The sequence below is a fragment of the Streptomyces sp. VNUA24 genome (genome assembly GCF_029167005.1).
Lineage (GTDB): Bacteria > Actinomycetota > Actinomycetes > Streptomycetales > Streptomycetaceae > Streptomyces > Streptomyces scabiei.
This window is the reverse complement of the sequence record NZ_CP119143.1, coordinates 1,592,133-1,618,452: the sequence shown is the minus strand read 5'-3', so window position 1 is coordinate 1,618,452 and position 26,320 is coordinate 1,592,133. Positions and strand designations below refer to the sequence as shown.

23 protein-coding genes are annotated in these 26,320 nt (G+C 72.1%); 15 read left to right on the top strand and 8 right to left on the bottom strand.

The genetic code is table 11. The features are described from left to right. Nucleotide 1: 1 nt before the first annotated feature. Genes hypB through hypE form a run of 5 tightly spaced genes read left to right on the top strand, consistent with a single transcriptional unit; the run spans nucleotide 2 to nucleotide 5,734 of the window. Complete coding sequence (hypB, locus tag PYR72_RS06645) at nucleotides 2–805, top strand: hydrogenase nickel incorporation protein HypB (RefSeq protein WP_275454384.1); 804 nt, start codon at nucleotides 2–4, stop codon at nucleotides 803–805. Beyond that, complete coding sequence (gene hypF, locus PYR72_RS06640) at nucleotides 802–3,195, top strand: carbamoyltransferase HypF (protein ID WP_275454383.1); 2,394 nt, start codon at nucleotides 802–804, stop codon at nucleotides 3,193–3,195. Before hypB ends, hypF begins: the two co-directional genes overlap by 4 nt. A 31-nt stretch (nucleotides 3,196–3,226) precedes the next feature. Further along, nucleotides 3,227–3,532, top strand: coding sequence for a HypC/HybG/HupF family hydrogenase formation chaperone (locus PYR72_RS06635; protein ID WP_078580274.1), 306 nt, complete (start codon nucleotides 3,227–3,229; stop codon nucleotides 3,530–3,532). Continuing rightward, the gene (hypD, locus tag PYR72_RS06630; protein WP_275454382.1) at nucleotides 3,529–4,659 is read left to right on the top strand and encodes a hydrogenase formation protein HypD; all 1,131 of its coding nucleotides are present in this window, start codon (nucleotides 3,529–3,531) and stop codon (nucleotides 4,657–4,659) included. Before PYR72_RS06635 ends, hypD begins: the two co-directional genes overlap by 4 nt. Beyond that, nucleotides 4,652–5,734 carry a hydrogenase expression/formation protein HypE gene (hypE, locus tag PYR72_RS06625; protein WP_275454381.1) on the top strand — a complete coding sequence of 361 codons (1,083 nt, stop codon included), beginning with the start codon at nucleotides 4,652–4,654 and terminating at the stop codon, nucleotides 5,732–5,734. Before hypD ends, hypE begins: the two co-directional genes overlap by 8 nt. Before the next feature lie 59 nt (nucleotides 5,735–5,793). Here the strand turns inward: hypE and PYR72_RS06620 are convergent, their stop codons facing one another. The 3 genes from PYR72_RS06620 to PYR72_RS06610 all read right to left on the bottom strand — a co-directional run bounded on the left by PYR72_RS06620 (nucleotide 5,794) and on the right by PYR72_RS06610 (nucleotide 7,890). Further along, nucleotides 5,794–6,177, bottom strand: a complete 384-nt coding sequence (locus tag PYR72_RS06620) for a hypothetical protein (protein ID WP_275454380.1) — start codon at nucleotides 6,175–6,177, stop codon at nucleotides 5,794–5,796. A 151-nt stretch (nucleotides 6,178–6,328) separates the two neighbouring features. Beyond that, nucleotides 6,329–7,474, bottom strand: a complete 1,146-nt coding sequence (locus PYR72_RS06615; protein WP_275460343.1) for a DUF6596 domain-containing protein — start codon at nucleotides 7,472–7,474, stop codon at nucleotides 6,329–6,331. 8 nt (nucleotides 7,475–7,482) lie between these two features. Then, entirely contained in the window at nucleotides 7,483–7,890 is a 408-nt protein-coding gene (locus PYR72_RS06610; RefSeq protein WP_275454379.1) for a YciI family protein, read from the bottom strand. Between the two features lie 538 nt (nucleotides 7,891–8,428). Here PYR72_RS06610 and PYR72_RS06605 point away from each other — a divergent pair. The 3 genes from PYR72_RS06605 to PYR72_RS06595 all read left to right on the top strand — a co-directional run bounded on the left by PYR72_RS06605 (nucleotide 8,429) and on the right by PYR72_RS06595 (nucleotide 15,935). Next, complete coding sequence (locus PYR72_RS06605; protein WP_275454378.1) at nucleotides 8,429–12,697, top strand: HAMP domain-containing protein; 4,269 nt, start codon at nucleotides 8,429–8,431, stop codon at nucleotides 12,695–12,697. Between the two features lie 76 nt (nucleotides 12,698–12,773). Beyond that, nucleotides 12,774–15,356 (top strand): SpoIIE family protein phosphatase, encoded by a 2,583-nt coding sequence (locus PYR72_RS06600; protein WP_275454377.1) that lies wholly within the window; start codon nucleotides 12,774–12,776, stop codon nucleotides 15,354–15,356. 174 nt (nucleotides 15,357–15,530) lie between these two features. Further along, nucleotides 15,531–15,935, top strand: coding sequence for an ATP-binding protein (locus tag PYR72_RS06595; RefSeq protein WP_275454376.1), 405 nt, complete (start codon nucleotides 15,531–15,533; stop codon nucleotides 15,933–15,935). Nucleotides 15,936–15,992: 57 nt separating this feature from the next. Here the strand turns inward: PYR72_RS06595 and PYR72_RS06590 are convergent, their stop codons facing one another. Next, on the bottom strand, nucleotides 15,993–16,844 hold the full coding sequence (locus tag PYR72_RS06590) for an RNA polymerase sigma factor SigF (protein WP_275454375.1): 852 nt from the start codon (nucleotides 16,842–16,844) through the stop codon (nucleotides 15,993–15,995). A gap of 311 nt (nucleotides 16,845–17,155) precedes the next feature. Here PYR72_RS06590 and PYR72_RS06585 point away from each other — a divergent pair, with 311 nt between their 5' ends. Genes PYR72_RS06585 through PYR72_RS06575 form a run of 3 tightly spaced genes read left to right on the top strand, consistent with a single transcriptional unit; the run spans nucleotide 17,156 to nucleotide 18,809 of the window. Next, the gene (locus tag PYR72_RS06585; RefSeq protein WP_343245517.1) at nucleotides 17,156–17,398 is read left to right on the top strand and encodes a hypothetical protein; all 243 of its coding nucleotides are present in this window, start codon (nucleotides 17,156–17,158) and stop codon (nucleotides 17,396–17,398) included. Beyond that, a complete protein-coding gene (locus PYR72_RS06580) occupies nucleotides 17,395–18,324 on the top strand; it encodes a sensor histidine kinase (RefSeq protein ID WP_275454373.1) in 930 nt (309 codons plus the stop codon). Before PYR72_RS06585 ends, PYR72_RS06580 begins: the two co-directional genes overlap by 4 nt. Nucleotides 18,325–18,380: 56 nt before the next feature. After that, complete coding sequence (locus PYR72_RS06575; protein ID WP_275454372.1) at nucleotides 18,381–18,809, top strand: VOC family protein; 429 nt, start codon at nucleotides 18,381–18,383, stop codon at nucleotides 18,807–18,809. Between the two features lie 11 nt (nucleotides 18,810–18,820). On the opposite strand, the gene PYR72_RS06570 is transcribed toward PYR72_RS06575, so the two are convergent. Then, nucleotides 18,821–19,648, bottom strand: a complete 828-nt coding sequence (locus PYR72_RS06570; protein ID WP_275454371.1) for a restriction endonuclease — start codon at nucleotides 19,646–19,648, stop codon at nucleotides 18,821–18,823. Between the two features lie 187 nt (nucleotides 19,649–19,835). On the opposite strand from PYR72_RS06570, the gene PYR72_RS06565 reads away from it, so the two are divergent. Next, nucleotides 19,836–20,480, top strand: coding sequence for a hypothetical protein (locus PYR72_RS06565; RefSeq protein ID WP_275454370.1), 645 nt, complete (start codon nucleotides 19,836–19,838; stop codon nucleotides 20,478–20,480). A 53-nt stretch (nucleotides 20,481–20,533) separates the two neighbouring features. Here PYR72_RS06565 and PYR72_RS06560 read toward each other — a convergent pair whose 3' ends face one another. Continuing rightward, the gene (locus PYR72_RS06560) at nucleotides 20,534–21,901 is read right to left on the bottom strand and encodes an aminotransferase class I/II-fold pyridoxal phosphate-dependent enzyme (protein WP_275454369.1); all 1,368 of its coding nucleotides are present in this window, start codon (nucleotides 21,899–21,901) and stop codon (nucleotides 20,534–20,536) included. Between the two features lie 188 nt (nucleotides 21,902–22,089). Here PYR72_RS06560 and PYR72_RS06555 point away from each other — a divergent pair, with 188 nt between their 5' ends. Together PYR72_RS06555 and PYR72_RS06550 are read left to right on the top strand one after the other, a co-directional pair. Next, nucleotides 22,090–22,584, top strand: coding sequence for a MarR family transcriptional regulator (locus PYR72_RS06555; protein WP_275454368.1), 495 nt, complete (start codon nucleotides 22,090–22,092; stop codon nucleotides 22,582–22,584). Nucleotides 22,585–22,742: 158 nt separating this feature from the next. Further along, a complete protein-coding gene (locus tag PYR72_RS06550) occupies nucleotides 22,743–23,606 on the top strand; it encodes an LLM class flavin-dependent oxidoreductase (protein WP_275454367.1) in 864 nt (287 codons plus the stop codon). Between the two features lie 62 nt (nucleotides 23,607–23,668). On the opposite strand, the gene PYR72_RS06545 is transcribed toward PYR72_RS06550, so the two are convergent. Continuing rightward, nucleotides 23,669–24,841, bottom strand: a complete 1,173-nt coding sequence (locus PYR72_RS06545; RefSeq protein WP_275454366.1) for a hypothetical protein — start codon at nucleotides 24,839–24,841, stop codon at nucleotides 23,669–23,671. Nucleotides 24,842–25,242: 401 nt separating this feature from the next. Between PYR72_RS06545 and PYR72_RS06540 the strand changes: the two genes are divergently transcribed. Then, complete coding sequence (locus PYR72_RS06540; protein WP_275454365.1) at nucleotides 25,243–25,869, top strand: class I SAM-dependent methyltransferase; 627 nt, start codon at nucleotides 25,243–25,245, stop codon at nucleotides 25,867–25,869. A 24-nt stretch (nucleotides 25,870–25,893) separates the two neighbouring features. Here PYR72_RS06540 and PYR72_RS06535 read toward each other — a convergent pair whose 3' ends face one another. After that, nucleotides 25,894–26,181, bottom strand: a complete 288-nt coding sequence (locus tag PYR72_RS06535) for a hypothetical protein (protein ID WP_275454364.1) — start codon at nucleotides 26,179–26,181, stop codon at nucleotides 25,894–25,896. Nucleotides 26,182–26,320: the final 139 nt, after the last annotated feature.

Genomic DNA, 26,320 nt, shown 5'->3' with positions numbered 1-26,320 from the left:
CATGTGTCGTGTCGCCGACCTGCGCCGGGCCGTCCTGGCGAAGAACGACGCGAGCGCCCGCGAACTGCGCTCGTACCTCGCCGCCCGGGGCACGGCGGTCGTCAACCTGCTGTCCAGCCCGGGCAGCGGGAAGACCGCGCTGCTGGAGCAGGAACTGCTGCGGGCACGTGAGCGGTCCGTCCCCGTCGCGGCCCTGAGCGCCGATCTCGCCACCGAGAACGACGCGGTCCGCCTGGCGCGTTCGGGCGTCCCGGTCAAACAGGTGCTCACCGACGGACTGTGCCACCTGGAGGCGGACATGCTCGCCGGGCATCTGGACGGATGGCTGCCCGACGGCACACGGCTGCTGTTCGTGGAGAACGTCGGCAACCTGGTCTGCCCCGCCGGCTACGACCTCGGGGAGACCCTGAGGGTCGCTCTCGCCTCCGTGACGGAGGGCGAGGACAAGCCCTTGAAGTACCCCACCGCCTTCGGTCTCGCGCACCTGGTCGTGGTCACCAAGACCGACCTCGCGGAGGCGGTCGAGTTCGACGAGGTCGCGTTCCGCGCGCACGTGGAGCAGGTCAACCCGGGAGTCGAGATCGTCATGACCTCGGCACGCCGGGGGCGGGGGGTCGGCGCTCTGCTCGACCGGGCGCTGGCGGCGGCGGACGGCGCCCCCGTCCACACGCCGGTGATGGCCGGACAGCCCCACCACCGCGGGCACGTCCACACCCACGAGCACGTCCACGAGCACGCCCACGACGACGCTCACGCCCACGCGCGTCCGGAGGCCGACGGCGCCCTGGCCCACACCCACCCGTGAGCGCTCCGCAGGCCCCGTCCGCGGTCGCCGGGTCGGCCCCCCTGCGCCGCCGGGTCGTCGTGCGGGGAGTGGTGCAGGGCGTGGGCTTCCGCCCCTATCTGTACGGCCTCGCCACCGAACTCGCCCTGGCCGGACACGTGACCAACACCGCGGAGGGCGTGGTCGTGGAGGTCGAGGGCGCCGCCTCGGCCGTGGCCCGGTTCTGCGACCGGATCGCCGCCCAGGCGCCGCCGCTGGCCCGTGTCGAGTCCGTCGAGCACCGTGAGATGCCCACCGTCGGCGACGGCACCGCGTTCACCATCCTCGCCTCCCGCGGTGGCGGCCCGGCCCGCACCCTGGTCTCCCCGGACTCCGCCACCTGCGCGGACTGCCTCACCGAACTGGCCGACCCGGCGGACCGGCGCCACCGTCACCCGTTCGTCAACTGCACCCACTGCGGCCCGCGCTTCACCATCGTCACCGGTGTGCCCTACGACCGGGCCGCCACCACCATGGCCGGCTTCCCGATGTGCCCCGACTGCGCCCGCGAGTACGCGGACCCGGCCGACCGGCGCTTCCACGCCCAGCCCGTGGCCTGCCCGGCCTGCGGACCGCGACTGCGGCTGATCGCCGGACCCCGTCCGGGGCTCACCGAGTCCGACGGCACGGACCCGGTCGGCGAGGCGCGCGCCCTGCTCGCGCGGGGCGCCGTCCTCGCCGTGAAGGGCCTGGGCGGCTACCACCTGGCGTGCGATGCCACGAACCCGGCCGCCGTCGCCCTGCTGCGCCGCCGGAAGGCGCGCGGCGACAAGCCGTTCGCCGTCATGGCACGGACGACGGACGACGTCCGGCACCTCGTCCGGCTGAGCGCGGAGGAACGCGGGCTGCTCGAAGACGCGGCGAGGCCGGTCGTTCTGGTCAGGCGTCTTCCGGACGCTTCCGGGGAGCCCCGGCCGGCCGACGCCGTCGCGCCCGGCAGCCCCGACCTCGGCCTGATGCTGCCGTACACACCCCTGCACCATCTGCTGCTCGGCCTGCCCGGTGACCCGGACGGACCCCGCCTGCTGGTCATGACCAGCGGCAACGTCTCCGGCGAGCCGATCGTCACCGACGACACCGAGGCGCTGGAGCGGCTCGCGCACCTGGCCGACGCCTGGCTCACCCACGACCGGCCGATCCACGTCCCGTGCGACGACTCCGTGGTCCGGGTCTGCGACGGGCGGCCCCTGGTGATCCGCCGCTCGCGCGGCTACGCCCCGCTCCCGATCCCCCTGCCGCTGCCCGTGCGGCCCGCCCTCGCGGTCGGCGGAGACCTGAAGAACACGTTCTGTCTGGGCTCGGGCCGCCGCGCCTGGCTGTCGGCGCACATCGGCGACATGGACGACGTCGCCACGCAGCGGGCCTTCGAGCGCGCGGCGGCACAGTTGGAGTCCCTCACCGGGGTGCGGCCCGAGACCTTGGTGTCCGACCGGCATCCCGGCTACCGCTCGGCACACTGGGCCGAGCGGAACGCGGCACACCGGCCCGTCGCGCGCGTCCAGCACCATCACGCGCACATCGCCGCCGCGATGGCCGAACACGGGCTGGACGGCACCCGGCCGGTGATCGGCGTCGCCTTCGACGGCACGGGACACGGCGACGACGGAGCCGTCTGGGGCGGGGAGTTCCTGCTCGCCGACTACGACCGCTTCACCCGGTTCGGGCACCTCGCCCACGTGCCGCTGCCCGGCGGCGACACCGCGGTGCGCCGGCCGTACCGGATGGCGCTGGCCCATCTGCGGGCGGCCGGACTCGCCTGGTCCGCGGACCTGCCCTGTGTGATCGCCTGCCCGCCCGACGAACTCCGGCTCCTGGACACGCAGCTGGAGCGGAACCTGAACTGTGTCCCCACCTCCAGCATGGGCCGGCTGTTCGACGCGGTGTCCTCGCTCGCCGGCGTGTGCCACCGCTCCGGATACGAGGCGCAGGCCGCCGTCGAACTGGAGGGCAGGGCCCTGCACGCGCCGGCCGGGGACACCGAGGCGTACGTCTTCGCCGTCCACACCGCGCGGGAGGGTGGGGCCGAGGCCGTACGGGCCGATCCTGCGCCCGTGCTCGCGGCGGTCGTCGACGACCTGCGCGCGGGCATCGCGCCGGCCCTGATCGCGGCCCGTTTCCACCGGGGTGTGGCCGCCCTGGTGCGCGCGATGTGCGGGCGGGCGCGCGAGCGGCACGGGCTGGACACGGTCGCCCTGACGGGAGGCGTGTTCGCCAACACGCTGCTCTCCTCGGCCTGTGCCGCCGGCCTGAGCGAGGACGGCTTCACGGTCCTGCGGCACCACCTGGTGCCACCCAACGACGGCGGCCTGGCGCTGGGGCAGTTGATGGTGGCCGCCCGCACCACGGCCGTCGCCCCCGCGCCCGCCGACTGACCGGCGCGCGATCCACAGCGAGGAGAGGCTCATGTGCCTGGCGGTACCCGGCAGAGTGCTGGACATCGAGGAACGGGAGGGCACCCGGATGGCCACCGTCGACTTCGGCGGTGTGGTCAAGGAGGTGTGCCTGGAGTATCTGCCCGATCTCCAGGTCGGCGAGTACGCCATCGTCCACGTCGGGTTCGCGCTGCAGCGCCTGGACGAGGAGTCGGCACGGCAGACGCTCGAACTCTTCGCCGAACTCGGCATGCTGCAGGAGGAGTTCGGCGACCCCTGGGAGATGGCGGCGGCGGAGGCGGGCATGGATCCGGTGGAAGAGGTGCGCAACCCGTGAAGTACATCGACGAGTTCCAGGACCCGGAGCTGGCACGGCGGCTCCTCGACGACATCCACGCGACGGTGACCAGGCCCTGGGCGCTGATGGAGGTGTGCGGAGGCCAGACGCACAGCATCATCCGGCACGGCATCGACCAACTCCTCCCGGAGCAGGTCGAGTTGATCCACGGCCCGGGCTGTCCGGTGTGTGTGACCCCGCTGGAGGTCATCGACAAGGCGCTGGAGATCGCCTCCCGGCCGGAGGTGATCTTCTGCTCCTTCGGGGACATGCTGCGGGTGCCCGGCACCGGCCGCGACCTGTTCCAGGTCCGCGGCGAGGGCGGTGACGTACGGGTGGTCTACTCGCCGCTCGACGCGCTGCGCATCGCCCGGCAGAACCCCGACCGCGAGGTGGTGTTCTTCGGCATCGGCTTCGAGACGACGGCACCCCCCAACGCGATGACGGTCCATCAGGCCCGCAAGCAGGGGATCAAGAACTTCAGCATGCTGGTCTCCCACGTCCGCGTCCCCCCGGCGATCGAGGCGATCATGTCCTCGCCGAGCTGCCGGGTGCAGGGCTTCCTCGCCGCCGGGCACGTCTGCAGCGTGATGGGCGTGGGGGAGTACCCGGAGCTGGCGGAGCGGTTCCGCGTACCGATCGTGGTGACGGGCTTCGAGCCGCTGGACATCCTCGAAGGCGTACGCCGGGCCGTCCACCGGCTGGAGCGCGGCGAGCACGGGGTCGACAACGCCTACGCCCGTGCCGTGCGGCCCGAGGGCAACGCGGCCGCCCGGGCGATGCTGGAGGACGTCTTCGAGGTAACCGACCGGGCCTGGCGCGGGATCGGTGTGATCCCCGACAGCGGCTGGCGGCTGGCGCCGAAGTACCGCGACCACGACGCCGAACACCGCTTCTCCGTCGGGGACATCCGCACGGCCGAACCCGAGGCGTGCCGCAGCGGTGAAGTCCTCCAGGGGCTCCTCAAGCCGCACGAGTGCGAGGCGTTCGGCACCCTGTGCACCCCGCGCACCCCCCTGGGAGCCACCATGGTCTCCAGCGAGGGCGCCTGCGCCGCCTACTACCTCTACCGGCGCCTGGACATGCCCGCCGCGACCGAGGCCCGGGAGACGAGCCCCGTTGTCTGACACCACCGACCTCCCCGCCCCCGCCGCGCTCGACATCGAGGCGTGGACCTGCCCCGCACCCGTGCGGGACCGGCCCCGCGTCGTCATGGGCCACGGCGGCGGCGGAGTCCTCTCCGCCGAACTGGTCCAGCAGATCTTCACGCCCGCCTACGGGGGCGAGGCCCTCTCCCAGTTGGGCGACGCGGCCGTCCTCTCCCTGGGCGGCGCACGGCTGGCGTTCTCCACCGACTCCTACGTCGTGCGCCCGCTGTTCTTCCCCGGCGGCAGCATCGGCGACCTGGCGGTCAACGGAACCGTCAACGACCTCGCCATGAGCGGCGCCCGTGCCGCCTACCTCTCCTGCGGATTCATCCTGGAGGAGGGCGTCGAACTGGAGACGGTCACCCGGGTCTCCCGGGCGCTGGGGGCGGCCGCGCGCGCCGCCGGTGTGGAGGTGGCCACCGGTGACACCAAGGTGGTGGAGGCCGGCCACGGCGACGGGATCTTCATCAACACGGCGGGCATCGGCCTCGTACCGGCGGGCGTCGATCTGCGGCCGCAGCGGGTCGTCCCCGGCGACGTGGTGATCGTCAGCGGTGCCATCGGCGTCCACGGGGTCGCGATCATGAGCGTGCGCGAGGGCCTGGAGTTCGGCGTGGAGATCACGAGCGACTGCGCGGCTCTCGGCGGTCTCGTCGAGACCATGCTCGCCGTCACCCCCGACCTGCACGTCCTGCGTGATCCCACCCGAGGGGGTCTCGCGGCCTCCCTCAACGAGATCGCGGCGGCCTCCGGCACCGGGGTCGTGATCCGGGAACGCGCGGTGCCGGTTCCGGAGCCCGTGGCCAATGCCTGCGCCATCCTCGGGCTGGACCCGATGTACATCGCCAACGAGGGCAAGCTCGTGGCGTTCGTCCCGCGCGAGCACGCCGACGCCGTCCTGGAGGCGATGCGAGCCCACCCCCTCGGCGCCGATTCCGTGATCATCGGGGAGGCCGTCGAGGCGCATCCCGGCATGGTCGTCGCCCGTACCGGACTGGGCGGGACGCGGGTGGTCGATCAGCCGATCGGCGAGCAGCTGCCGCGGATCTGCTGACCCGCTCCGGCGGCTCGCCCCGCCGGGGCGGCCGCCGTCCGGACACCGGCGGGCACCGCCTACCGGTGACCGGACGGCGGCGAGTCCTGGGGATCCACGCCGGTCGAGGAGGAGGCGTCCCTACCGCCGCTGGGGCGCTGGGAGCGGCCCCGGCGGCCGGTGTCGCGACGGCCCTTCTCGTCCGCGTCGCCGTACTCCTCGCCACGTGTGCCGTGGCTCTTCGCCGTGTCGCCCGGGACGGACTTCTTCTCCTGCGCCGACTTCGTGCGGCCCCGGCCCCTCTCCTCGGCGTGCTGGGCCGTGCGGAACGAACGGGGGGCGCTCGGGTTGTCCTGCTGAGATGTCTCGTCCACATCGGGCGACCAGCCGTGCTGCCCGGTGCCCTCGTGACGGCTCGGGCCCTTCCCGTGCGGTGGCTCGGACGATCGTGTGTGCTTCGACATGGGCCGACCTGCCTGTTCCTGGTCGAGGGGACGCCGGTCGTGGCGTCGTCGCGATGGACGGAGTACCCCGCCTCGCAGGATTCAAGTCATATCGGCACATATCGGTCTGCGAGGGTGTGCCGCGTGCCCCGGTCGGGCCGAGCGTCGGTGATCAGCCGTGCCGGTGGGCATTCAGCCGGGCCGCCTGGCGGGTCAGATGGTCGCGCTCGGCGAGGTTGGGCGCCTGCCGCGCCGCCTCGGCGTACAGCCGTACCGCCGTCGCCGCATCCCCGTCGCGCTCATGGAGATACGCCGCCACCGCCGTGTGCCGAGGGGTCGCGTCCGGAACGAGCGCGAGCGCCGCCAGTCCGGCGCGCGGGCCGTCGGCCTCGCCCACGGCCACCGCGCGGTTGAGCCGCACGACCGGACTGTCGGTCAGCCGCGCGAGTTCGTCGTACCACTCGACGATCTGCACCCAGTCGGTCTCCTCGGCCGTGGGAGCGTCCGCGTGCAGCGCGGCGATGGCGGCCTGGGCCTGGAACTCGCCCAGCCGGTCGCGGGCGAGTGCCTTCTGCAGGATGCCGATGCCCTCGGCGATGGACGCGGTGTCCCATCGGCCGCGGTCCTGCTCGGCGAGCGGCACCAGGCTGCCGTCGGGCGCGGTACGGGCGGCCCGCCGGGCGTGGTGCAGCAGCATGAGGGCGAGCAGTCCCGCCACCTCCGGATGATCGATCGCGGCCGCCAGCTGCCGGGTGAGCCGGACGGCCTCGGCGGCGAGGTCGACGTCCCCCGAGTAGCCCTCGTTGAAGACCAGGTACAGGACGCGCAGCACGGTGGCGACGTCGCCGGGCCGGTCGAAGCGCACACCCGAGACCGTGCGCTTGGCCCGGCTGATCCGCTGCGCCATGGTCGCCTCGGGCACCAGATACGCCTGCGCGATCTGGCGGGTGGTCAGCCCGCCGACGGCGCGCAGGGTGAGCGCGACCGCCGACGACGGCGTGAGCGAGGGATGGGCGCACAGGAAGTAGAGCCGGAGCGTGTCGTCCGTGCCGGGCGCGGGCCCGGGCGCCGGCTCCTCCTCGACGAGGTCCTCGCGCCGGCGCCGGGCGGCGTCCGCGCGGGTCGCGTCGAGGAACCGGCGCCAGGCCACGGTGACCAGCCAGCCCTTCGCGTCCCGCGGCGGATCGGACGGCCAGACGCGCAGCGCCTCCAGCAGCGCGTCCTGCACGGCGTCCTCGGCCGCCGCGAAGTCGGCTCCGCGGCGGACGAGAACGGCGAGCACACCGGGGGTGAGGCCGCGCAGCAGTGCCTCGTCCATCGACGGGGTCACTCCGTGATGGTGGGCGGCGCGGACAGGAAGGGGCGCAGCTCCAGCCACTCGTGGATCGGCTTCCCGCCGGCCCCGGGGGCGGCCGACAGCTCCCCGGCCAGCTCGACGGCCCGTGCGTGGCTGTCGACGTCGATCACCATCCAGCCGGCGATGAGGTCCTTGGTCTCGGCGAACGGGCCGTCGGTGACCGGCGGGCGGCCCTCGCCGTCGTACCGGACCCAGGTCCCCTCGGGGGCGAGCGCCTGGCCGTCCACGAACTCGCCGGTCTTCTCCAGCCGGGCCGCGAAGTCGTTCATGTACTGGATGTGCGCCGAGATCTCCTCCGGTGTCCACTGATCCATCTGTACGTCGTTCACCGCGGCCGGTGCGCCGCGGTAGTGCTTGAGCAGCAGGTACTTGGCCATCGTGGTTCTCCTCGGTACCGGTGCGGCCATTGTGGCCGCGTTCGCACCGGGGACGGAGCTGGATGCGGGTTCTCGACATCGCCGACCACATTTTTTTCCGGAATCCTGCGAGGGCGTTCGTACGGGGCCGGGGCGGTACCCGCACGGGGCTCCGCCGGGCTTCGTCGGGAGCTTCGGTCGGGACCTTCGGTCGGGGCTTCGTCCGGGGCGGCGGTCAGGGCTTCGTCAGGGGTTCGGCCGGGCTTCGTCCGGGGTCCGGCCGGGGTTCGGCCGGGTTCGGCCGGGGCTTCGGCGAACCCCGACGAGTGCCCCACCCGCGGGTATGTATGCCACCCCGGGCGGTATCTTTTCGGGGTGGCCCGGATCCCCGAATCAGGCTTTGGTTGTCGGACGACAACTGAGTTAACCTTCACCGAATTTTCTCATCGGGCGGATGCGTGAACTGCGGAAACGCGGGCGATGAGCGGGCCTGTCCGGGTCCGGCGCGGGTTCCGAGTCCTCGGCGCGAGGGCTCTTGGGGAGCGGAACGAGGGTGCGCATGAGCAGCAAGACGATCGAGGCCGCCGACCGGGCGCCCGGCGAGCAGGAGCTACGTCAGCTCCTGGCCGGGCTGACCGCCGTACGGGACGGTGACTTCGGTACCCGGCTGCCGTCCGACGGCGAGGGCCTGCTCGGCGACATCGCCACGGTCTTCAACGGCATGGTGGACCAGTTGTCCGTGTTCACGTCGGAAGTGACGCGGGTGGCGCGGGAGGTCGGCACCGAGGGCACGCTCGGCGGCCAGGCCGAGGTGCCGGGCGTCTCCGGCACCTGGGCCGACCTGACCGACTCGGTCAACGCCATGGCGGGCAATCTGACCACCCAGGTACGTGACATCGCGCAGGTGGCGACCGCGGTCGCCAAGGGCGATCTGTCGCAGAAGATCGACGTGCCCGCGCGCGGCGAGATCCTGCAGCTCAAGGAGACCGTCAACACGATGGTCGACCAGCTCTCCGCGTTCGCCGACGAGGTCACGCGCGTCGCCCGTGAGGTCGGCAGCGAGGGACGGCTCGGCGGTCAGGCGCAGGTTCCGGGCGTCGGCGGCGTCTGGCGCGACCTGACCGATTCGGTCAACTTCATGGCGGGCAACCTCACTTCCCAGGTCCGCAACGTCGCCCAGGTGACCACGGCGGTGGCGCAGGGTGATCTGTCGCAGAAGATCACCGTGGACGCGCGGGGCGAGATCCTGGAGTTGAAGAACACCATCAATACGATGGTGGATCAGCTGTCCGGTTTCGCGGACGAGGTCACGCGCGTCGCCCGCGAGGTCGGCACCGAGGGACGGCTCGGCGGTCAGGCGGACGTCCAGGGCGTCAAGGGGACTTGGCGCGACCTCACGGACTCCGTGAACTTCATGGCGGGCAACCTCACCGCGCAGGTCCGCAACGTCGCCCAGGTGGCCACGGCGGTGGCGCAGGGTGATCTGTCGCAGAAGATCACCGTGGACGCGCGGGGCGAGATCCTGGAGTTGAAGAACACCATCAATACGATGGTGGATCAGCTGTCCGGTTTCGCCGACGAGGTCACGCGCGTCGCCCGCGAGGTCGGCACCGAGGGCAACCTCGGCGGACAGGCCATCGTCCGGGGCGCGTCGGGGACCTGGAAGGACCTGACGGACAACGTCAACGTGATGGCGTCGAACCTGACCGGACAGGTCCGCTCGATCGCCCAGGTCGCCACCGCCGTCGCGCGCGGCGACCTCTCCCAGAAGATCACAGTCGAGGCCAAGGGCGAGGTCGCGGCCCTCGCGGACGTCATCAACACCATGGTCGACACGCTCTCCGCGTTCGCCGACGAGGTCACCCGCGTCGCCCGCGAGGTCGGCACCGAGGGGCGCCTCGGCGGCCAGGCCCACGTACCCAACGTCGCGGGCACGTGGAAGGACCTCACCGACAACGTCAACTCCATGGCCAACAACCTCACCGGCCAGGTCCGCAACATCGCCCTGGTGACCACGGCCGTGGCCGGCGGCGACCTCTCGAAGAAGATCGACGTCGACGCCCGGGGCGAGATCCTGGAGCTGAAGACCACCATCAACACGATGGTCGACCAGCTGTCGTCGTTCGCCGCCGAGGTCACCCGTGTCGCCCGCGAGGTCGGCAGTGAGGGGCGGCTCGGCGGACAGGCCGAGGTGGAGGGTGTCGAGGGCACCTGGAAGCGCCTCACCGAGAACGTCAACGAACTCGCCGGGAACCTCACCCGTCAGGTCCGGGCGATCGCCGAGGTCACCAGCGCCGTCGCCGAGGGCGACCTGACGCGCTCCATCACCGTGGAGGCGTCGGGCGAGGTCGCCGACCTCAAGGACAACATCAACTCCATGGTGGAGTCGCTGCGGGAGACCACCCGGGCCAACCAGGAACAGGACTGGCTGAAGACCAACCTGGCCCGCATCTCCGGCCTGATGCAGGGCCACCGCGAGCTGCCCGTCGTCGCCGAACTCATCATGGACGAGCTCGCGCCGCTCGCCTCCGCCCAGTACGGCGCCTTCTACCTCGCCGAGGACACCGAGCGCGGTCACGAACTGCGGCTGGTGGGCTCCTACGGCTACCCCGACGACACCGACCGGCCCGAGCGCATCCCCGTCGGACGCTCCCTGGTCGGGCAGGCCGCCCGCAACCGCCGCCCCATCAGCGTCGAGGAACTGCCCCCGAACTACGTGACCATCTCCTCCGGTCTCGGAGAGGCCGTGCCCAGCGCCCTGGTGGTGCTGCCCATCGTGGTCGAGGACCAGGTCCTCGGTGTCATCGAACTGGGCTCCGTCACCCCCTTCACCCAGATCCACCAGGACTTCCTCTCCCAGCTGATGCCGACCATCGGTGTCAACCTCAACACCATCGTGGCCAACGCGCGCACCGACGAGCTGCTGGGGGAGTCCCAGCGGCTGACCGCCGAACTCCAGGCACGCTCCGAGGAGTTGCAGGTCCAGCAGGACGAACTGCAGCGCTCCAACGCCGAACTGGAGGAGAAGGCATCCCTCCTGGCCTCGCAGAACAGCGACATCGAGGCCAAGAACCTGGAGATCGAACAGGCCCGGCAGGAACTGGAGACCCGCGCGCAGCAGCTGGCGCTGGCGTCCAAGTACAAGTCCGAGTTCCTGGCGAACATGAGCCACGAACTGCGCACACCGCTCAACAGCCTGCTGATCCTCGCCCAGTTGCTGGCCCAGAACCCCTCCCGCAACCTGACGCCCAAACAGGTCGAGTACGCGGGCATCATCCACTCGGCCGGCTCGGACCTGCTGCAGCTGATCAACGACATCCTCGACCTGTCCAAGGTCGAGGCGGGCAAGATGGACGTCACCCCCGAACGGGTGCCGCTGCGCAAGCTGCTGGAGTACGTCGAGGCGACGTTCCGCCCGATGACGACGCAGAAGAGCCTGGACTTCACGGTGGCCACCGCGCCGGGCACCCCCGCGGACCTCCTCACCGACGACTCCCGGCTGCGGCAGATCCTGCGCAACCTGCTGTCCAACGCCGTGAAGTTCACCGAACACGGCGGTGTCACCCTGAGCATCGAGCCCGCCGCCGACCGCGAGGTGCCCACCGGCGTCCTGCGCGGCGGCGCCGTCGTGGCCTTCCGGGTGAAGGACACCGGCATCGGCATCCCCCAGCAGCAGCTGGAGACGATCTTCGGAGCCTTCCAGCAGGCGGACGGCACCACCAGCCGCAAGTACGGCGGCACCGGCCTCGGCCTGTCCATCACCCGGGAGATCGCCCATCTGCTCGGCGGCGCCGTCACCGTCGACAGCACGCCCGGCCAGGGCAGCACCTTCACCCTCTATCTGCCCGTGGCCCGCGCGGACTTCGCCGAAGTGCTCGACGGCGGAGGCGCGTCGACGGACACCCCGCACACCGACGGCCGGGAACTGCCGCCGGCGGACCGCCCGGAGCCTGCCTCTCCCACGGCATCGGAACAGCGCCGCCGCCGTCTGCTGGTCGTGGAGGACCGCCCGCGCGGGCTGCTGACCCTCGTCGCCGAACGCGCGGTCGCGGACCTGGCACCCGGTGACGACGCGCCCGGGGCGATCGACATCATCACCGCGATCGGCGCCCAGGAGGCGGCGAGCATGCTGGCCGCCGAACCCTGCCACTGCGTGGTCCTCGAACTGGGCATGCCCGACGGCGAGGGCGCCCGCCTGCTGGAGGCCATGGAGGGCGACTCGGCGCTCGCCAGCGTGCCCGTCCTCGTGCACACCGGCCACCGCGTGGACCTGGCCCAGGAGCAGGCCCTGCGGACCCGCGCCGAGGGCCGCCCGCTGGACTTCCTCTCCAGCCTGGACGAACTGCGCGAACGGATCACGCTGCATCTGTCCGCCGAGGAGCCGGGCGACGTGCTGTCCCTGGTCCGCGCCGACGAATCCCAGCGCCCCGCCGCCCAGGTCGTCGACGGCGCCTTCCTCGGCCGAACGGTGCTCGTGGTCGACGACGACGCGCGCAACCTCTTCGCACTGAGCGGGATGCTCGAACTGCACGGCTTCCAGGTCCTGCACGCCGACAACGGCCGCAGGGGCATCGAGATGCTGCTCGCCCACCCGGACATCTCCCTGGTCCTGATGGACGTGATGATGCCCGAGATGGACGGGTACTCGGCCACCTCGGAGATCCGCTCCATGCCCCAGTACGCCGAACTGCCCATCATCGCCGTCACCGCCAAGGCCATGCCCGGCGACCAGGAGAAGAGTCTCGCCTCGGGCGCGAACGACTACGTCACCAAGCCGGTCGACACCAACGACCTCATCGGCCGCGTCCGACGCTGGCTGTCCGAATGACGAGGACACCGGCCGCCCCGCGCACCAGCCGACCCCGTGGTGTCCACGGACACCCGAGCCGAGGAACAGGTCGAACGTGAGCAATCCCCATCAGCCGGCCGAGCCGCAGGACACCGGCGCGCCGAAGGACGGACCGTCCGCCGCCGACCCGGCGGCGGACCTCGGCCTGCTGTCCGACGACCCCTTCGCCATGCTGTCCGTCGCCCGCGACGACCTCCCGGTCACGGCGCCCCGGAAAAAAGGCACGGCGGACGAAGAGGGGAGCCAGGCGGACACGGCGAGGACGGACGAGAGCGCGCCGGACGGTACCGGGCCCTCCTCCCCGGTCGGCCGGCTCGCGGCGACCGTGGAGCGGCTGCGCCGCGAGGTGCAGGAGGCCCAGGCGGAGGCCGACGGACGGGCCCTGATCGAACTCGCCAAGGGCATCCTCGTCGAGCGGCTGGGCTGCGGGCCCTCGCAGGCGGCACGCCAGCTCACCGAGCTGACCGAACAGGCGGGCGTGACCCCCCTCGAATTCGCCGTCGACGTCATCAACCAGGCCGCGCGCGACCGGCTCTCCGAGGTCACGACCACCTTCCTCGCGATCACGGAGGGCCGCGACGACGCCCCCGACACGCCGGTGGCCGGCTCCCCGGCCGTACGGCTGCGGACCGCCGAGAGCGGCGCGCTGGCCGCCCACGACGCCCAGGCCGTGGCCGACTCCCTGCTGGAACACGCGCTGACCCCGCTCGGCGCCGAAGCGGTGGCCATCTGGGCGCTGGGCGCCGACGGCTCCCTCACCCTGGCGGGCAGCGCCGGCTTCCCGGCGGCGGAGGCGGCCCGCTGGCGGTACGTCCCGCCGGGGGTCGCCACGGTCGCCCGCCACGGCCTCGGCGAGCGACGGGGCCACTGGATCGGCTGCCTCTCGGAGACCGGCCTGCCCTCCATCGGCAGGCACCACCACCCCGACGGCGGCCGGGCCGCCGTACCCGCGGGCGTCGGCGGCCGCATCCACGGCGTACTGGAGATCGTCTGGCCCACACCGCAGCCGGCCCAGCCCCCGCAGATCGTCCGCCAGATCGAGGCGCTGGCCGAGCTGTGCGCGCACGCCCTGGAGACCTTCGTCCCGTCGCCCGCCGACGGGGGAGCCCGGACCGAGGCACAGCCGGACGTCGCCGAGCTGATCCACCTGGCCGACGGTCTGCACGATCCCGCGCTGGTGCTCGTCCCGTACCTGGACGCCACCGGGGAACTCGTCGACTTCCGTATCCAGCACGTCAACAGCCGCTTCCTCGACCCGGCCGGCCGGCCGCGCGGCGTCGTCAACGGGGCCCTGCTGCTGGAGACCTATCCGATGGCCGCCGGCGAGAGCGAGCTGTTCGGGCAGGTCGAGCGGGTCTACGCCACCGGCGAGCCGTTCCGGGCCCGCCGTATGCGCCTGACGTCCCTGGTGGACGAGGTCCCGCTGGCCGCGGTCGCCGACATCAACATCAGCCGCCACGGCGGCAGCGTGCTGCTCATCTGGCGCGTGGAGGACGAGACCGCCCGGCTGGCGAGCCTGCTGCAGCACGCCCAGCGCCTCGGCCGCATCGGCGGCTTCGAGGAGAACCTCCTCACCGGCGAGATCACCTGGAACGGCCAGCTCTACAGCCTCTACGGCAAGCCGTCCATCAGCGGCCCGGTCCCCCTGGAGGACCTGCCCGCCCACGCCCACCCCGACGACGCCGTCGCCATCGGCCGGTTCCTGCGCACCCTGCTGCACCACCGCCGACCCGCCTCCGCGGCCTTCCGGCTCCAGCGTCCCGACGGCGTCACCCGGCACATCCGCGTCGTGGCCGAACCGGTCCTCGAATCCGACGGCCGGCTGTTCGTGGTCCGCGGCGCCTACCAGGACATCTCCGCCCACCACTGGACGGAGGTCGCCCTCGCCGCCACCCGCGACCAGCTCGCCCACTCCGAGCAGCAGGCGAGCGAACGCGACCGCCTCACCCTCCAGCTCCAGCACGCGATCATGCCGCCGGCGCAGGCACCGCTGGAGGCGCCCGGGCTGCGCGTGGCCGTGCGCTACCGGCCCGCCGAGACCCAGAACCTGGTGGGCGGCGACTGGTACGACGCGGTGGTGCTGCCGTCCGGGCTGGTCCTGCTGTGCGTGGGAGACGTCGCCGGGCACGGCATAGAGGCCGCCACCAGCATGGTCGTCCTGCGCAACGCCCTGCGCGGACTCGCCGTGACCGGCGCGGGGCCGGGCCAGCTGCTGTCCTGGCTCAACATGGTCGCCCACCATCTCACCGGCGCCGTCACCGCCACGGCCGTCTGCGGCCTGTACGACCCCGACCGCCACACCCTGCGCTGGGCCAGGGCGGGCCATCTGCCGCCCGTCCTGGTGCGCGCCGGCGAAGCGACACCGCTGCCCCTGGTCAAGGGCCTGCTGCTCGGCGCGCTGCCGGAGGCGACCTACGAGGAGCACGAGGCCCAACTGGCCGTCGACGACACGCTGTTGATGTACACGGACGGCCTGATCGAGCGCCGTGACCGGTCCGTCGAGGAGTCTCTGGCCCAGCTGCTCACAGCCGCGCGCACGGTCCCGCCGACGCTCGACCAGCAGCTGGACCGTCTGCTCACCCACAGCAGGTCCGACACGGACGACGACACCTGCATCGTGGGCGTCCAGGTGGCCTGACCGGGCCCTCTGCCGGCCGTCGCCCACGCCCGGGCGCACCCGCGTGTGCGGCGGCCCGGATCCGGACGTTCACGACCTCTCCGTGCGACGGGACGTCTGTGAACGCGAGAGACGGGCACACGGACCGTACGACGACGGTTTCGAGGACGGTTCGATGACAGAACGGGGAAGCCGGTGACGATCAAGGCGAAGGGCTGGGCACATTCGTTTCCCGTCTCCGGGGGAGTACGGGCCGGGCGGCGGTGGACACGCAGGACGCTGGAGTCCCTGCCGTGGACCGCCGCCGAGCCGCAGACGGTGGACGCCATCGTGCTCGCGGTGTCCGAACTGCTCACCAACGCCCATGTGCACGCCCACAGCGACGCGCGTCTCATCCTCACCTGGGACGGTGAGTGCCTCCAGGTGAGCGTCCACGACGAGGACCCCACTCTCCCGCGCCAGCGCCATCCGCAGGCCGGTGAGGTTTCCGGCCGTGGCGTGGGCATCGTACGGATGCTCGCCGACGAGCTGGAGATGAAGTGCCAGCGGCACGGCAAGACGGTCTCGGCATGCTTCCGTCCGGCCGCTGGAGGACGGTAGCGGCCGGACGGAGGACGAGAGCGGAACGTGCGGGAGGGCCGGGCGGGACGGCCGGTTTCAGTTCGTGGTCAGCATGCCCCGGCGCAGGCGGGTGAGGGTGCGTGAGAGCAGGCGGGACACATGCATCTGCGAGCAGCCGAGGTGTTCGGCGATCTGGGCCTGGGTGAGTTCCTCCACGAACCGCATGTGGATGATCCGCCGGTCCCGGTCGCCCAGTTCGGAGAGGAGCGGAGCCAGGGCGTGGAAGTCCTCGACCAGTTCCATGCCGGCGTCCTCGCTGCCGATGAAGTCCGCGAGCGCCGCCTCCCCGGTCTCGTCACCGCCGATGGCGGCGTCGAGGGAGGAGGAGTTGTAGCCGTTGGCGGCCAGGCGCGCTTCGACGACCTCGTCCTCGGAGAGGTTCATCAGCTCGGCCAGCTCCTTGACCGTCGGGCCGCGGCCCAGGCGGCTGCTCAGCTCGTCGGTGGCCCGGGCGAGTTCGACGCGGGCCTCCTTCAGCCGCCGGGGCACGTGCACGGCCCAGGAGGTGTCGCGGAAGAACCGCCTGATCTCCCCGACGATGTAGGGGACGGCGAAGGTCGTGAACTCCACCTCGCGCGAGAGTTCGAACCGGTCGATGGCCTTGATCAGACCGATCATGCCGACCTGGACGATGTCCTCCATCTCGTCCGCGCCCCGGCTGCGGAACCGGCCGGCCGCGTAGCGGACGAGGGAGATGTTCATCTCGATCAGGGTGTTCCGCGCGTACTGGTACTCGCGGGTTCCCTCTTCGAGGACGGTCAGCTGCTCGAAGAACAGTTTGGACAACGAGCGCGCGTCCCTGGGCGCCACCTTCAGCGGATCGGAGACTTCCGGCAGCCGAGCGGTGGTGCGACCGACACTCGTCCCCACAGTCGTTGTCGCCGTCATCCTTGCTTTCCTCCCTCACTGGTCAGCCGGCCGCCGTCCGTGGACTCGGCCGCCGGCGAGGCGCCTACCCCGTCCGTCCACGGTCATGCCTGCGTATTTCGCGCACGATTCCGGGCATCCGACCGACAAGGCCACGGGTTATACGATGACGTGTCCGTGGCCCGCGGGGGCAGCCTGAGGCAGGGGGAGAGAACGTGGACGTCTCTCATGGCGCGGACAGGACGGTACCCGGGTCGTCGCACGGCGGCGCGGTGCTGGAGATCCGCTCTCTGCCCGGTCGTCCTGGTATTCGTGCTGCTGGAGAAGTCAACGTGATCACCCGAGCGTCCTGGGAACGAGGACTGGAGGACCTGGCGAGCGTCCACACCGACGTCTCGTTCGTGGAACTGTCCGATCTGATGTCCATCGACGTGGGCGGCGCGGCGGCGCTGGCGGTCACCGCGCAGCGCCTGGACAGCGGCCGCATCGTGGTGGACCGCCCGCCGCCGGAGCTGGAGCGCATCCTGCACATCTTCTGGCCCGGCCATACGAGGATCGAGGTGGCGGCACGGTGAGTACGGCCACCTCTGGCGAACGTTTCGTGCACCCCGCCCTGTTCTACCGGGGAACGGAGCAGTACACGGCGGGCACGGTGCCGTTCCTGGCGGAGGGGCTGGCCGCCGGAGAAGCCGTCGCGGTCGCCGTTCCCGGCCCCCACCTCGAACGGATCAGGGCCGGTCTGGGAGCGGGCGCCGCCGAGGTCGAGTTCCTCGACATGACCCGGGTGGGCCGCAACCCGGGACGGATCATCCCCGGTGTCCTGCGCGCCTTCGCCGACGCCCACCCGACGCGCCGGGTACGGATCGTCGGGGAGCCGATCTGGGCCGGTCGCTCGGCGGTCGAGTACCCGGCGTGCGTCCAGCACGAGGCACTCATCAACGCGGCCTTCCAGGGCCGTGAGGTGACGATCCTCTGCCCGTACGACGCGGACGCACTGAAGCCGGAGGTGCTCGCCGACGCCCGTGCCACCCATCCCGTCGTCATCGACACCGGAGTCGAACGGGCCAGCGACGCCTACGATCCCGACCGTGTCGTCGCCCGCTACAACCAGCCGCTCGCCCGTCCTCCCGGCGCCGCCTCCCTGTCGTTCGACGCCGACGCGCTCCCCGAGGCCCGCTCCTTCGCGGTCCGCGAGGCCGGCCGACTGGGCCTCGCGGAGGACCGCCGACAGGACCTGATGCTGGCGGTGGCGGAACTGACCACCAACAGCGTGGTGCACGGCGGTGGCACGGGCACCCTGCGGATCTGGGCGGACGGTCACCGGATCGTCTGCGAGGTCCACGACCGAGGCCGGCTGACCGATCCACTGGCCGGCCGCCGGCCACCGGCCCGCGACCAGGTGGGCGGGCGAGGACTGATGCTCGTCCACTACGTCACCGACCTCGTCCGCCTCCACACCGCGCCGGACGGCACCACCGTCCGCTTCTACCTCGACGGCTGACGACCCCCGCTCGGCCCCGTCCGTCTCGCTCGCGCCGGACGGGATAGGGTGCGCCGATGTCACCGATCAGGCAGTTCCAGGTCACTTTCGACTGCGCGGAGCCCGAGCGCCTCGCCCGCTTCTGGTGCCAGGTCCTCGGGTACGAAGTGCCCGCGCCGCCCCAGGGGTTCGGCACCTGGGACGACTTCCATCGCTCGCGGTCCCCGGAGGACCGGGGCTCCTGGTTCGCCTGCGGCGACCCCTCGGGTGTCGGCCCGCGCCTGTATTTCCAGCGTGTTCCCGAGGGCAAGGCCGCCAAGAACCGGGTCCATCTCGATGTCCGGGTCGGCACCGGGCTCGTGGGTGAGGAACGCCTGGCCACGCTGGAGGCCGAATGCACGCGCCTGCTCGCGCTGGGCGCGGTGCGCGTGCGGCTCCTGTACGACGGCACCGACTCGTGCATCGTGATGCAGGACATCGAGGGCAACGAGTTCTGTCTCGACTGAGTCCGTCCCGCCTACCCGGTCGCCTCTTCCACGAGGGGAGCCTCCCAGGGGCGGGGGCCGGTGCCGTCCGTCCATGCCCGCAGGGCTTCCCCGTCCACGCAGACGATCCCGCACTGCTCGGCGTACTCCAGTGCGGGCGCGGTGAAGTCGCTGGTGGTGACCAGTACGGCCACGTCGGCCTCGTGGACGGTGAAGCAGGTTCCGCCGAAGCGCTGGAGGTCCTGGGAGCCGACCCGGTGTGATGTGCCGTACTGCTTGCACTGGATGACGACCCGGCTGCCGTCGGGCGCGGCGGCGACCACATCGGCGCCGAGGTCCCCGGCCCCACCCACCACCTCGACGGCGCTACAGCCGTGGTGTTCGCAGAGGGCGGCGATCGCCTCCTCGAACCCCTCGGGTGTCAGGGCGTCGTAGTCGACTTCGGCGACTTCGGCGCCATCTACGACGTCGACGACATCGATGGTGGGGTCGGCGGCCGGACGTGGACGGGGGACGGCCAGAGTGTCGGGCTCGGCTTCGGCCCGGGCTTCGACCTCGGCCTCCAGGCAGGCGGCGGCTTCCCTCGCAGCCCGGTCGAGTGCGGCCGCCGCCCGGCGTGCCGCGCTCGCCACGTGCCACCGCCGCCGCAGACGCAGGGAAGCCACGACACCCGCGACGGCCACGACGACCAGGACGAACACCCAGGCGGGGCGCCGCTCCAGGGCGCCCGCCACCGTGTGGACCGCGAAGCCCGCCATGCTGACGACCAGTGCGAGAAAGACGAAGAACAGAGCGGTGGAGCGGAGGTCGAACCCTCGTCGGCGGTTCGCAGGCGGTGTACGTCGCGCGGGTGTGGTCACGGCATGCCCCCTCGTAGGACCGGTGGGAAGATCAACTCACCGTGTGCCCAAGATCGAGAAGTTCACCGTCTCGCTCAACTCCGTTTCCCCGCAAGGACGGTAACGCCGGCCTCGTGGAATCGGTCGAGGCGCGCCCCCTATGAGAACCTTGCCCTGATCATGATCGGTGTCGAGCCCGGAGTGGGACATGACTGTGAACCGGCCGGGGCTGCCCGGGGATCTGCCGTCGGCGGAGATTCTGTGGGCGCGCTGGGCGCTCATCGCCGTACTGGAGGCCCGTAGGGCGAACGAGCGGGTGGGCGTCCATCGCAGGGGAACCTGGGTGGACGGCGAAGGGCTCCATCTGGACGACGCCGGTTGCACGTGGTGGGGTTTCGCACGGCGGGGAGAGGGCCGGTTCGTGCTCTTCGGCGAGGACGAGTCGAGTGCGGTCAAGTGGCACAGGCCGCCGGTCGACATGCTCGTCGGAGCCCCCGAGTGGCTCCCGCACGAGCAACTGCGGGACCTGCTGGAGGGGTGTGAACTGGGCTGTGTCTACTGGTACGAGGACAGCACCTGGGCCCGTGCCCCGTACCCCTCCACCCTGGACGACGACGGGCTCGACTGCGGTATGAGCCGCTTCGTCGACAGGAAGGACGTCCTGCAAGTGATCGCCGACGAGGACCACGGCGCCATGCCGGCCCATGACGCCGAGACCCTGCTGGAACACGCCGAGACCTACCGGCTGACGCCGGACGTCCTGCTCTCCTTCGTCACCGGGCCCGGCTCTGCCGAACAGGACCGTCCCGCGATGCTCAGGGCGCTGGAGGCGGCGGGCCTGCACCGGCCGTAGACCTGCCTGCCCGTCTGCGCCTGCGGGGCGCCGGAGGTCCGCCTCCCGGGCCGTCAGCCGCGGTTGCGGGCGAGACGTTCGGCCCGGGCGTGCAGTTCCTCGACGTGGTGCTCCGACTCCGGCTTCATCAGTACGCTGCGCAGGATGCGGGCGCCGTCGCCGTCCGCGGTGATCTTGGGGTGCCGTGCGGCGAAGGCGTCCCGGTCGGCCCTGAAGGTGCTGAGGAAGACGGGGTCGGGGCCGGTCATGCCGTCGGTGAGGATGCGGGCGGAAGCGTTGTCCACGGCGGTCAGAGCGGCCGGTTCCACGGTCGGGAAGTAGCTGACGATGTCCAGCTCGGGCCGTTGGTAGAGCGTCAGGTGCTCGGACTCGTCGATGAGCCGCGCCCAGTTCAGCGCCGCGCGCCGGCCGGCCGCCAGGACCTGTCCGAGGCCCGCGGGTGTGGGCGGGAGGAGTTGGAAGGTGAGCCAGAGAGCGGCGGCCGAGGCGCCCGCGCGTGAGCACTCCAGACTGATCTCGCCGAGGTGGAGGTCGGCCGAGGTGAAGTAGGTGTAGGGCGAGTCGTGGAGGTAGAAGCGGCCCACGTCGGGATCGCGGAAGAGGACGGCCCCGCAGCCGTAGGGTTGGAGTCCGTGTTTGTGGGGGTCGACCACGAGGGAGTCGGCCCCGGCGATGGCCCGCCAGGGCTCGGGAGGCAGTCCCGCGGGGCCCTGGCCTCCGGCGAGGAGCGTGAAGAACCCGCCGTACGCGGCGTCGACGTGGACCCGGACGCCGTGGCGTCGGGCGAGGGGCAGGATCTCGTGGATGGGGTCGACGGCTCCCAGTCCGGTGGTGCCGGTGGTGACGACGACGGTGCCGACCTGCCCGGTGCGCAGGACATCCTCCAGCGCGCCGAGGTCCATACGGCCCCGGTCGTCGGTGGGCACGGGGTGGCCCTGTATGCCGAGGACGTGGCACATACGGCTGTGGGTGTAGTGGGCGTCGGCGCTGTACGCGACACCCTGGCCCGGATGGAGTTCGCGGGCCACGAACAGGGCTTCGAGGTTGGCGATCGTGCCGCTGGTGGTGAGGTGGCCCAGGTGCGTCTCGTAGCCGAACATGGCCGCCAGCTGTCCGACGACCTCCCGTTCCATCGCCGCGGTGGCCGGGCCGCCGTCCAGGGCGTGGTTGTTGGGGTTGATCAGCATCGCCGTGAGATAGCCGACCACGGCCGCGGGGTGCGGAGGCTTGAGCATCTGGCCCGCGTAGTGCGGATGGAAGAAGGGGTAGTTGTCCTTCAGTCGTCCGGTGAACAGGGCGAAGGTCTCGGCGAAGCGCTCGTCGTCCACCTGGAGTGACGGGTGGGGCTGGTAGGGGCCGAAGGTGTCGGCCCAGTCCTGTATCGCCCGGGTGGCTCGGCCGAGCCAGTGCTGCAGATCCATCGATGTCCGTCCCTTTCTCGGTCGCTCTGAGTCGTTTTCGGTCGTTCTCGGTCGACCTCGGTTGTTCTCGGGGGTGTGCGAAGAGAATGTATTTGACTCCTCAGTGATTGACTAGTCAGCAATTGATTCGGCAGTAGGTGTCTGGGCAGTAGGTGACCCGGCAGTAGGTGATCAGTAGACTCGCGACGATGAACGACACACCCGAGCCGAACGCGGCGGCGGCCGCCCGCGCCGCCAACAGCGGGCTCGTCCGGGACTTCGGTCTGCTGATCAAGTCCGCGACCCGTATGGAACAGCGGATCGATGCCGCGCTGCGCCGCGAGTGCGGCATCAGCCACACCATGCTGGAGGTGTTCATCCGGCTGTGCCGCCTGCCCGGCGAGGAGGTCTCGCAGCGGCAGCTGGCCGACGACCTCACCCTCACCAGCAGCGGCACGACCCGGTTGATCGACCGGATGGAGGAGGCCGACCTGGTCCGCCGTGTGCCCTCTCCCGGGGACCGGCGGGTCGCCCTCGTGGAGCCGACCGCCGAGGGCCGTACCACCTTCCTGCGGGCCGCCGCCGTCCACGCCCGCGTGGTGGAGGAGTTCTTCGTCCGGCCGCTCGCCGCCGCGGACTACACCAGACTGACCGGCGCCCTGAGCGAGATCGACCGGGCGCTGCGCGAGAGCGGCGGCGTCTGAGGCCGGAGGGCGGAGACCGGTGGCGACGGGGACGGCATACGGCCTCGGGGCCGGTACGGCGAGGCCGGCTCGGGACGGCCTCGCCGTCCTCGGCCCGGCGCCTCGCAGCCGGATGACGCCGTTGATCCGCTCGTCGTCCGCCGCATAGGTTCGCTCGTATGACGAACGTACGGATCGGTGTGATGCACGACCGCGACTGGGCCCCGGAAGGGCTGCCCGAGTTCGCCCGGCGGGCCGAGGCGCTCGGCGTGGACGACCTGTGGGTGGTGGAGGACCTCGGCTGGAACGGCGGTGTGTCCGCGGCGGCCGTGGCCCTGGGAGCGACGCAGCGCCTGCGGGTGGGCATCGGCATCGCCCCGGCCCCGCTGCGCAGCCCGGCGCTGCTGGCGATGGAACTGGCCACGCTGGCGCGCGTGTTCCCCGGGCGACTGGTGGCCGGGATCGGGCACGGCGTGCGGGAGTGGATGGCTCAGGTCGGCGTCGCACCCCGCTCCCCGCTCGCCCTGCTGGAGGAGACGATCACCTCCGTGCGCGCGCTGCTGCGCGGTGAGCGGGTCGACCTGGAAGGACGTGAAGTGCGGCTGGACGGGGTGAAGTTGGTGCACCCGCCGGCCGAGGTGCCGCCGGTCGTCGCAGGCGTCGTGCGCGCCCGCTCCCTCGAACTGTCCGGCCGGGTCGCCGACGGCACACTGATCGCCGAGGGCCACGGTCCGCGAGATCTCGCACGCATCCGCGAGCTGACCGCCAAGGGCGCCGCAGGCGACCACACGCTGACGGTCTTCGCCTTCGCCTGTGCCGGTGACGACCCCGACGCGGTGGCCCGCACCCTCCACCCCCACACCGAGGGCCACGGTGCCTGGCTGGGCCGGCCCCAGGACGAGGTCTTCACGGTTTCCGGCGACGCCGCCGGGGCCGCGGCCGGTATCCGCGCACTCGCGGAGGCCGGAGCGGACACGGTCGTCCTGCGCTTCGTGGGCGAGGACCCGCTCGGACAGCTGGAGGCCGTACTGGCGGCCCGATGACCCTCCCCGGCCCCGCTCCGCCTCGGCGGGAGGGGCCGGGCCGACGTGCCGGCCGGGCGGCGCTAGGGGGCGGCCGGAGGGGAGTCCGGGGCGTCCCGGTCCGGGGCGTTCTCCTGGCCGCGGCTCTCCCCGCCCCGGGGCTCGGCGGCGGGGCGCGGGATCCTGCCGCCGCCCTTGAATCGCTCCAGCGTGCGCGTGAGCTGCTGGAACGGGGACATCGCCGGGGCCCCGGACTGTCGTTGCGGGGCCGGAGCGGCCTCGGCGGCCTCCCGGTAGGCGGCGAGCGCCTCATGGGCACGCTCGGTCGCCTCCCGGTACAGGTCCCGGGACTCCGTCATGGCCTTCAACGCCTCGGCGTACTGGGCCACCCGCTGCCGTTCCCGCACCAGCTCCTCCTCCAGGGTGAGGACGTGCCAGTCCTTGCGCAGCGCGGTGAGGGCGTCACCGGCCCCGTCCGGCAGCGGCCGGAGAAGGGAGTCGAACCGCGTCACCGCCGCGACGAGGTCGGCCGGCTCGGAACCGTCCAGGAACACCGTCCGTACGGTGAAGTCCTCCGCGTCGTACCCGGACGGGGGCGGGGACCCGGGCAGCACCGCCGCGCCGCCGCGCGGCACCTCCACACCGAACTCCCGCAGCGCCCAGTTCACGACCCGCAGCTGCTGCGGCGCCGCCCGGTGCTCGACGATCCGGTGCCGCAGGCTCGGCGGCAGCCACCGTGACAGGGGCAGCCGGCCGCGTTCGTCCGTGGTCATGGCCTCGTGGACGACGACATGCACGCCCCAGCCGCTGCGCCCGGCGTCCCTGAGCACGCGGCGTACGTCCTTGTCGTCCTCGGGCAGGGCGTTGATCCTGCTCAGCGACAGGCCGGTCGCGGCGTCGTGGTCCCAGTCGCCGTACTCCGGCCAGAACCGGGTGACGGGGGACGGCCACGCCGGGTCCCACGGCTGTTCCGCCTCCGCGAGCAGGGTCCACTCCCGCCCGCCGCCAAGATCGGCCGCGAGCCCGAGCCGGGCCCGGACGGTCACCTCGTCGGCCACCCGCCATCGGGCCTCGAAGACCCGTTCCGGCGCGTCGCCGTCGGTGTCGGGCAGCTCCATGAAGTCGTCGATGACTTCGCTGTCCTTGAGCCGGCGCAAGGTGCGGCGGAGTACGTCCTCCGCGTCGGGCCCGACATGGCGGCCGCGGGCCGGCCACACCGTCGGAGGAGTCGTGGGACGCGCTGGGGAAGTCGGCATGAGTCCATCGGGGAGCAGGGGCCATGTGCGTCCACCAGTATCGTCGCCGAGACCTGTGGAGGATCACCCGGGGTCCTGCCCGGCCGCCCACCCGTGCCGCGCGGTCTTCTCTCGCGACGGCCGCCGCCGCCCGCACTTCCTGCCGGACGCGTGCTCCGACCAGGAGCGCGCGCCTTCGGGACCCCCGTCACCCGGGGCCGTTTCGGCCGCCAGTTCGTCGTGTCCGCCAGGGTGGGGCGCGTCCCCCGGGTTGACGGCGGCCGGTGGACCCGGTCGGCCGTGGGCGGCGCCTGCCACGCGCACGGCGGGCCGCGGGATCTCCGGACTCCCGCGTAGGGTGCGAGGACACCGTCCTCGTCCCTGCCGGGCGAGGCTGACGCCGACCGGAAGGCACGCTGTACATGACCGGGCAACGCGACCGTTGGGCGGAACTGACCGGCGGACAGGCCGGAGAGGAGTACGCCCGGCGTTTCGCCCGGCTGGCCGAGTCAGGGCAGGACGTCCACGGTGAAGCGGCCTTCTGCACCGCACTGCTGGAAACCCCCGCCCGGGTCCTGGACGCCGGCTGCGGCACCGGCAGGGTCGCGATCCGGCTCGCCGAGCTGGGCCATGCATGCACCGGCGTGGACGTCGACCCCTCAATGCTCGCCGTCGCCCGCCGTACCGCCCCGGCGCAGGAATGGCTCCTGGCCGACCTGGCCCGTCTCGACACCCTCGGCCTGGAGCCGGTCTTCGACCTGGTCGTCGCCGCCGGGAACGTCATTCCCCTGCTCGCCCCCGGCACCGAACCGGCCGTGGTCCGGCAGTTGGCGGCGGTACTACGGCCCGGCGGACTGCTGGTCACGGGCATGGGCCTCGACGCGGCGCACCTGCCGCTGCCCGAACCGCCCCTGACACTGGAGGACTTCGACCACTGGTGCGCCCAGGCCGGTCTCACCCTCGAACAGCGCTTCGCCACCTGGGGCGCCGAACCCTACGCCGACGGCTGCGGCTACGCGGTGAGCGTGCACGCCCGCCCCACCACCTGAGCCGGCGGCAGCGGCTCCGGGCGATCAGGGGACCTGCCGGGGGACTACGAACGGGATGGGGATGCCGTGCGCCTGGAGGGCCTCGGTGTAGCGGGTCAGCAGCTCGTCGATGCCGGACAGGAGGATGGCTGCCGTCTCGCGGGCTTCGCCGATGTCGCCCCGGTCGCAGGATTCCACGATGTCCGCGACGTCGGAACGGATGACCGACAGGGAGTCGCCCTGGATCAGTACGCCCGGGAAACGACGCTGGGGGAGACGGACGACCGCGTCGTTCCCGGGGTCCGTGAGCAGCTCGGCCTCGATGAGTTCCATCCGGTCATTCAACCTCAGTGTGCTTCGGTGCCAGTGCCAGTGCCAGTGCCAGTGCCAGTGCCAGTGCCAGTGCCAGTGCCAGTGTGTGCGTCTGTGTGTGCGCCTGTGTCCGTGTCGGCGGGCGACAGTCCTCGGGATG

Coding starts and splice junctions, on each gene's coding strand:
- PYR72_RS06615 (WP_275460343.1), bottom strand. CDS start 7,474: ATGGACGAGGCACTGCTGCGCGGCCTCACCCCCGGTGTGCTCGCCGTT.
- hypB (WP_275454384.1), top strand. CDS start 2: ATGTGTCGTGTCGCCGACCTGCGCCGGGCCGTCCTGGCGAAGAACGAC.
- PYR72_RS06555 (WP_275454368.1), top strand. CDS start 22,090: ATGAACGACACACCCGAGCCGAACGCGGCGGCGGCCGCCCGCGCCGCC.
- PYR72_RS06620 (WP_275454380.1), bottom strand. CDS start 6,177: ATGTCGAAGCACACACGATCGTCCGAGCCACCGCACGGGAAGGGCCCG.
- PYR72_RS06540 (WP_275454365.1), top strand. CDS start 25,243: ATGACCGGGCAACGCGACCGTTGGGCGGAACTGACCGGCGGACAGGCC.
- PYR72_RS06605 (WP_275454378.1), top strand. CDS start 8,429: ATGAGCAGCAAGACGATCGAGGCCGCCGACCGGGCGCCCGGCGAGCAG.
- PYR72_RS06545 (WP_275454366.1), bottom strand. CDS start 24,841: ATGCCGACTTCCCCAGCGCGTCCCACGACTCCTCCGACGGTGTGGCCG.
- PYR72_RS06610 (WP_275454379.1), bottom strand. CDS start 7,890: ATGGCCAAGTACCTGCTGCTCAAGCACTACCGCGGCGCACCGGCCGCG.
- PYR72_RS06635 (WP_078580274.1), top strand. CDS start 3,227: ATGTGCCTGGCGGTACCCGGCAGAGTGCTGGACATCGAGGAACGGGAG.
- PYR72_RS06575 (WP_275454372.1), top strand. CDS start 18,381: ATGTCACCGATCAGGCAGTTCCAGGTCACTTTCGACTGCGCGGAGCCC.
- PYR72_RS06590 (WP_275454375.1), bottom strand. CDS start 16,844: ATGACGGCGACAACGACTGTGGGGACGAGTGTCGGTCGCACCACCGCT.
- PYR72_RS06560 (WP_275454369.1), bottom strand. CDS start 21,901: ATGGATCTGCAGCACTGGCTCGGCCGAGCCACCCGGGCGATACAGGAC.
- PYR72_RS06565 (WP_275454370.1), top strand. CDS start 19,836: ATGACTGTGAACCGGCCGGGGCTGCCCGGGGATCTGCCGTCGGCGGAG.
- PYR72_RS06550 (WP_275454367.1), top strand. CDS start 22,743: ATGACGAACGTACGGATCGGTGTGATGCACGACCGCGACTGGGCCCCG.
- PYR72_RS06535 (WP_275454364.1), bottom strand. CDS start 26,181: ATGGAACTCATCGAGGCCGAGCTGCTCACGGACCCCGGGAACGACGCG.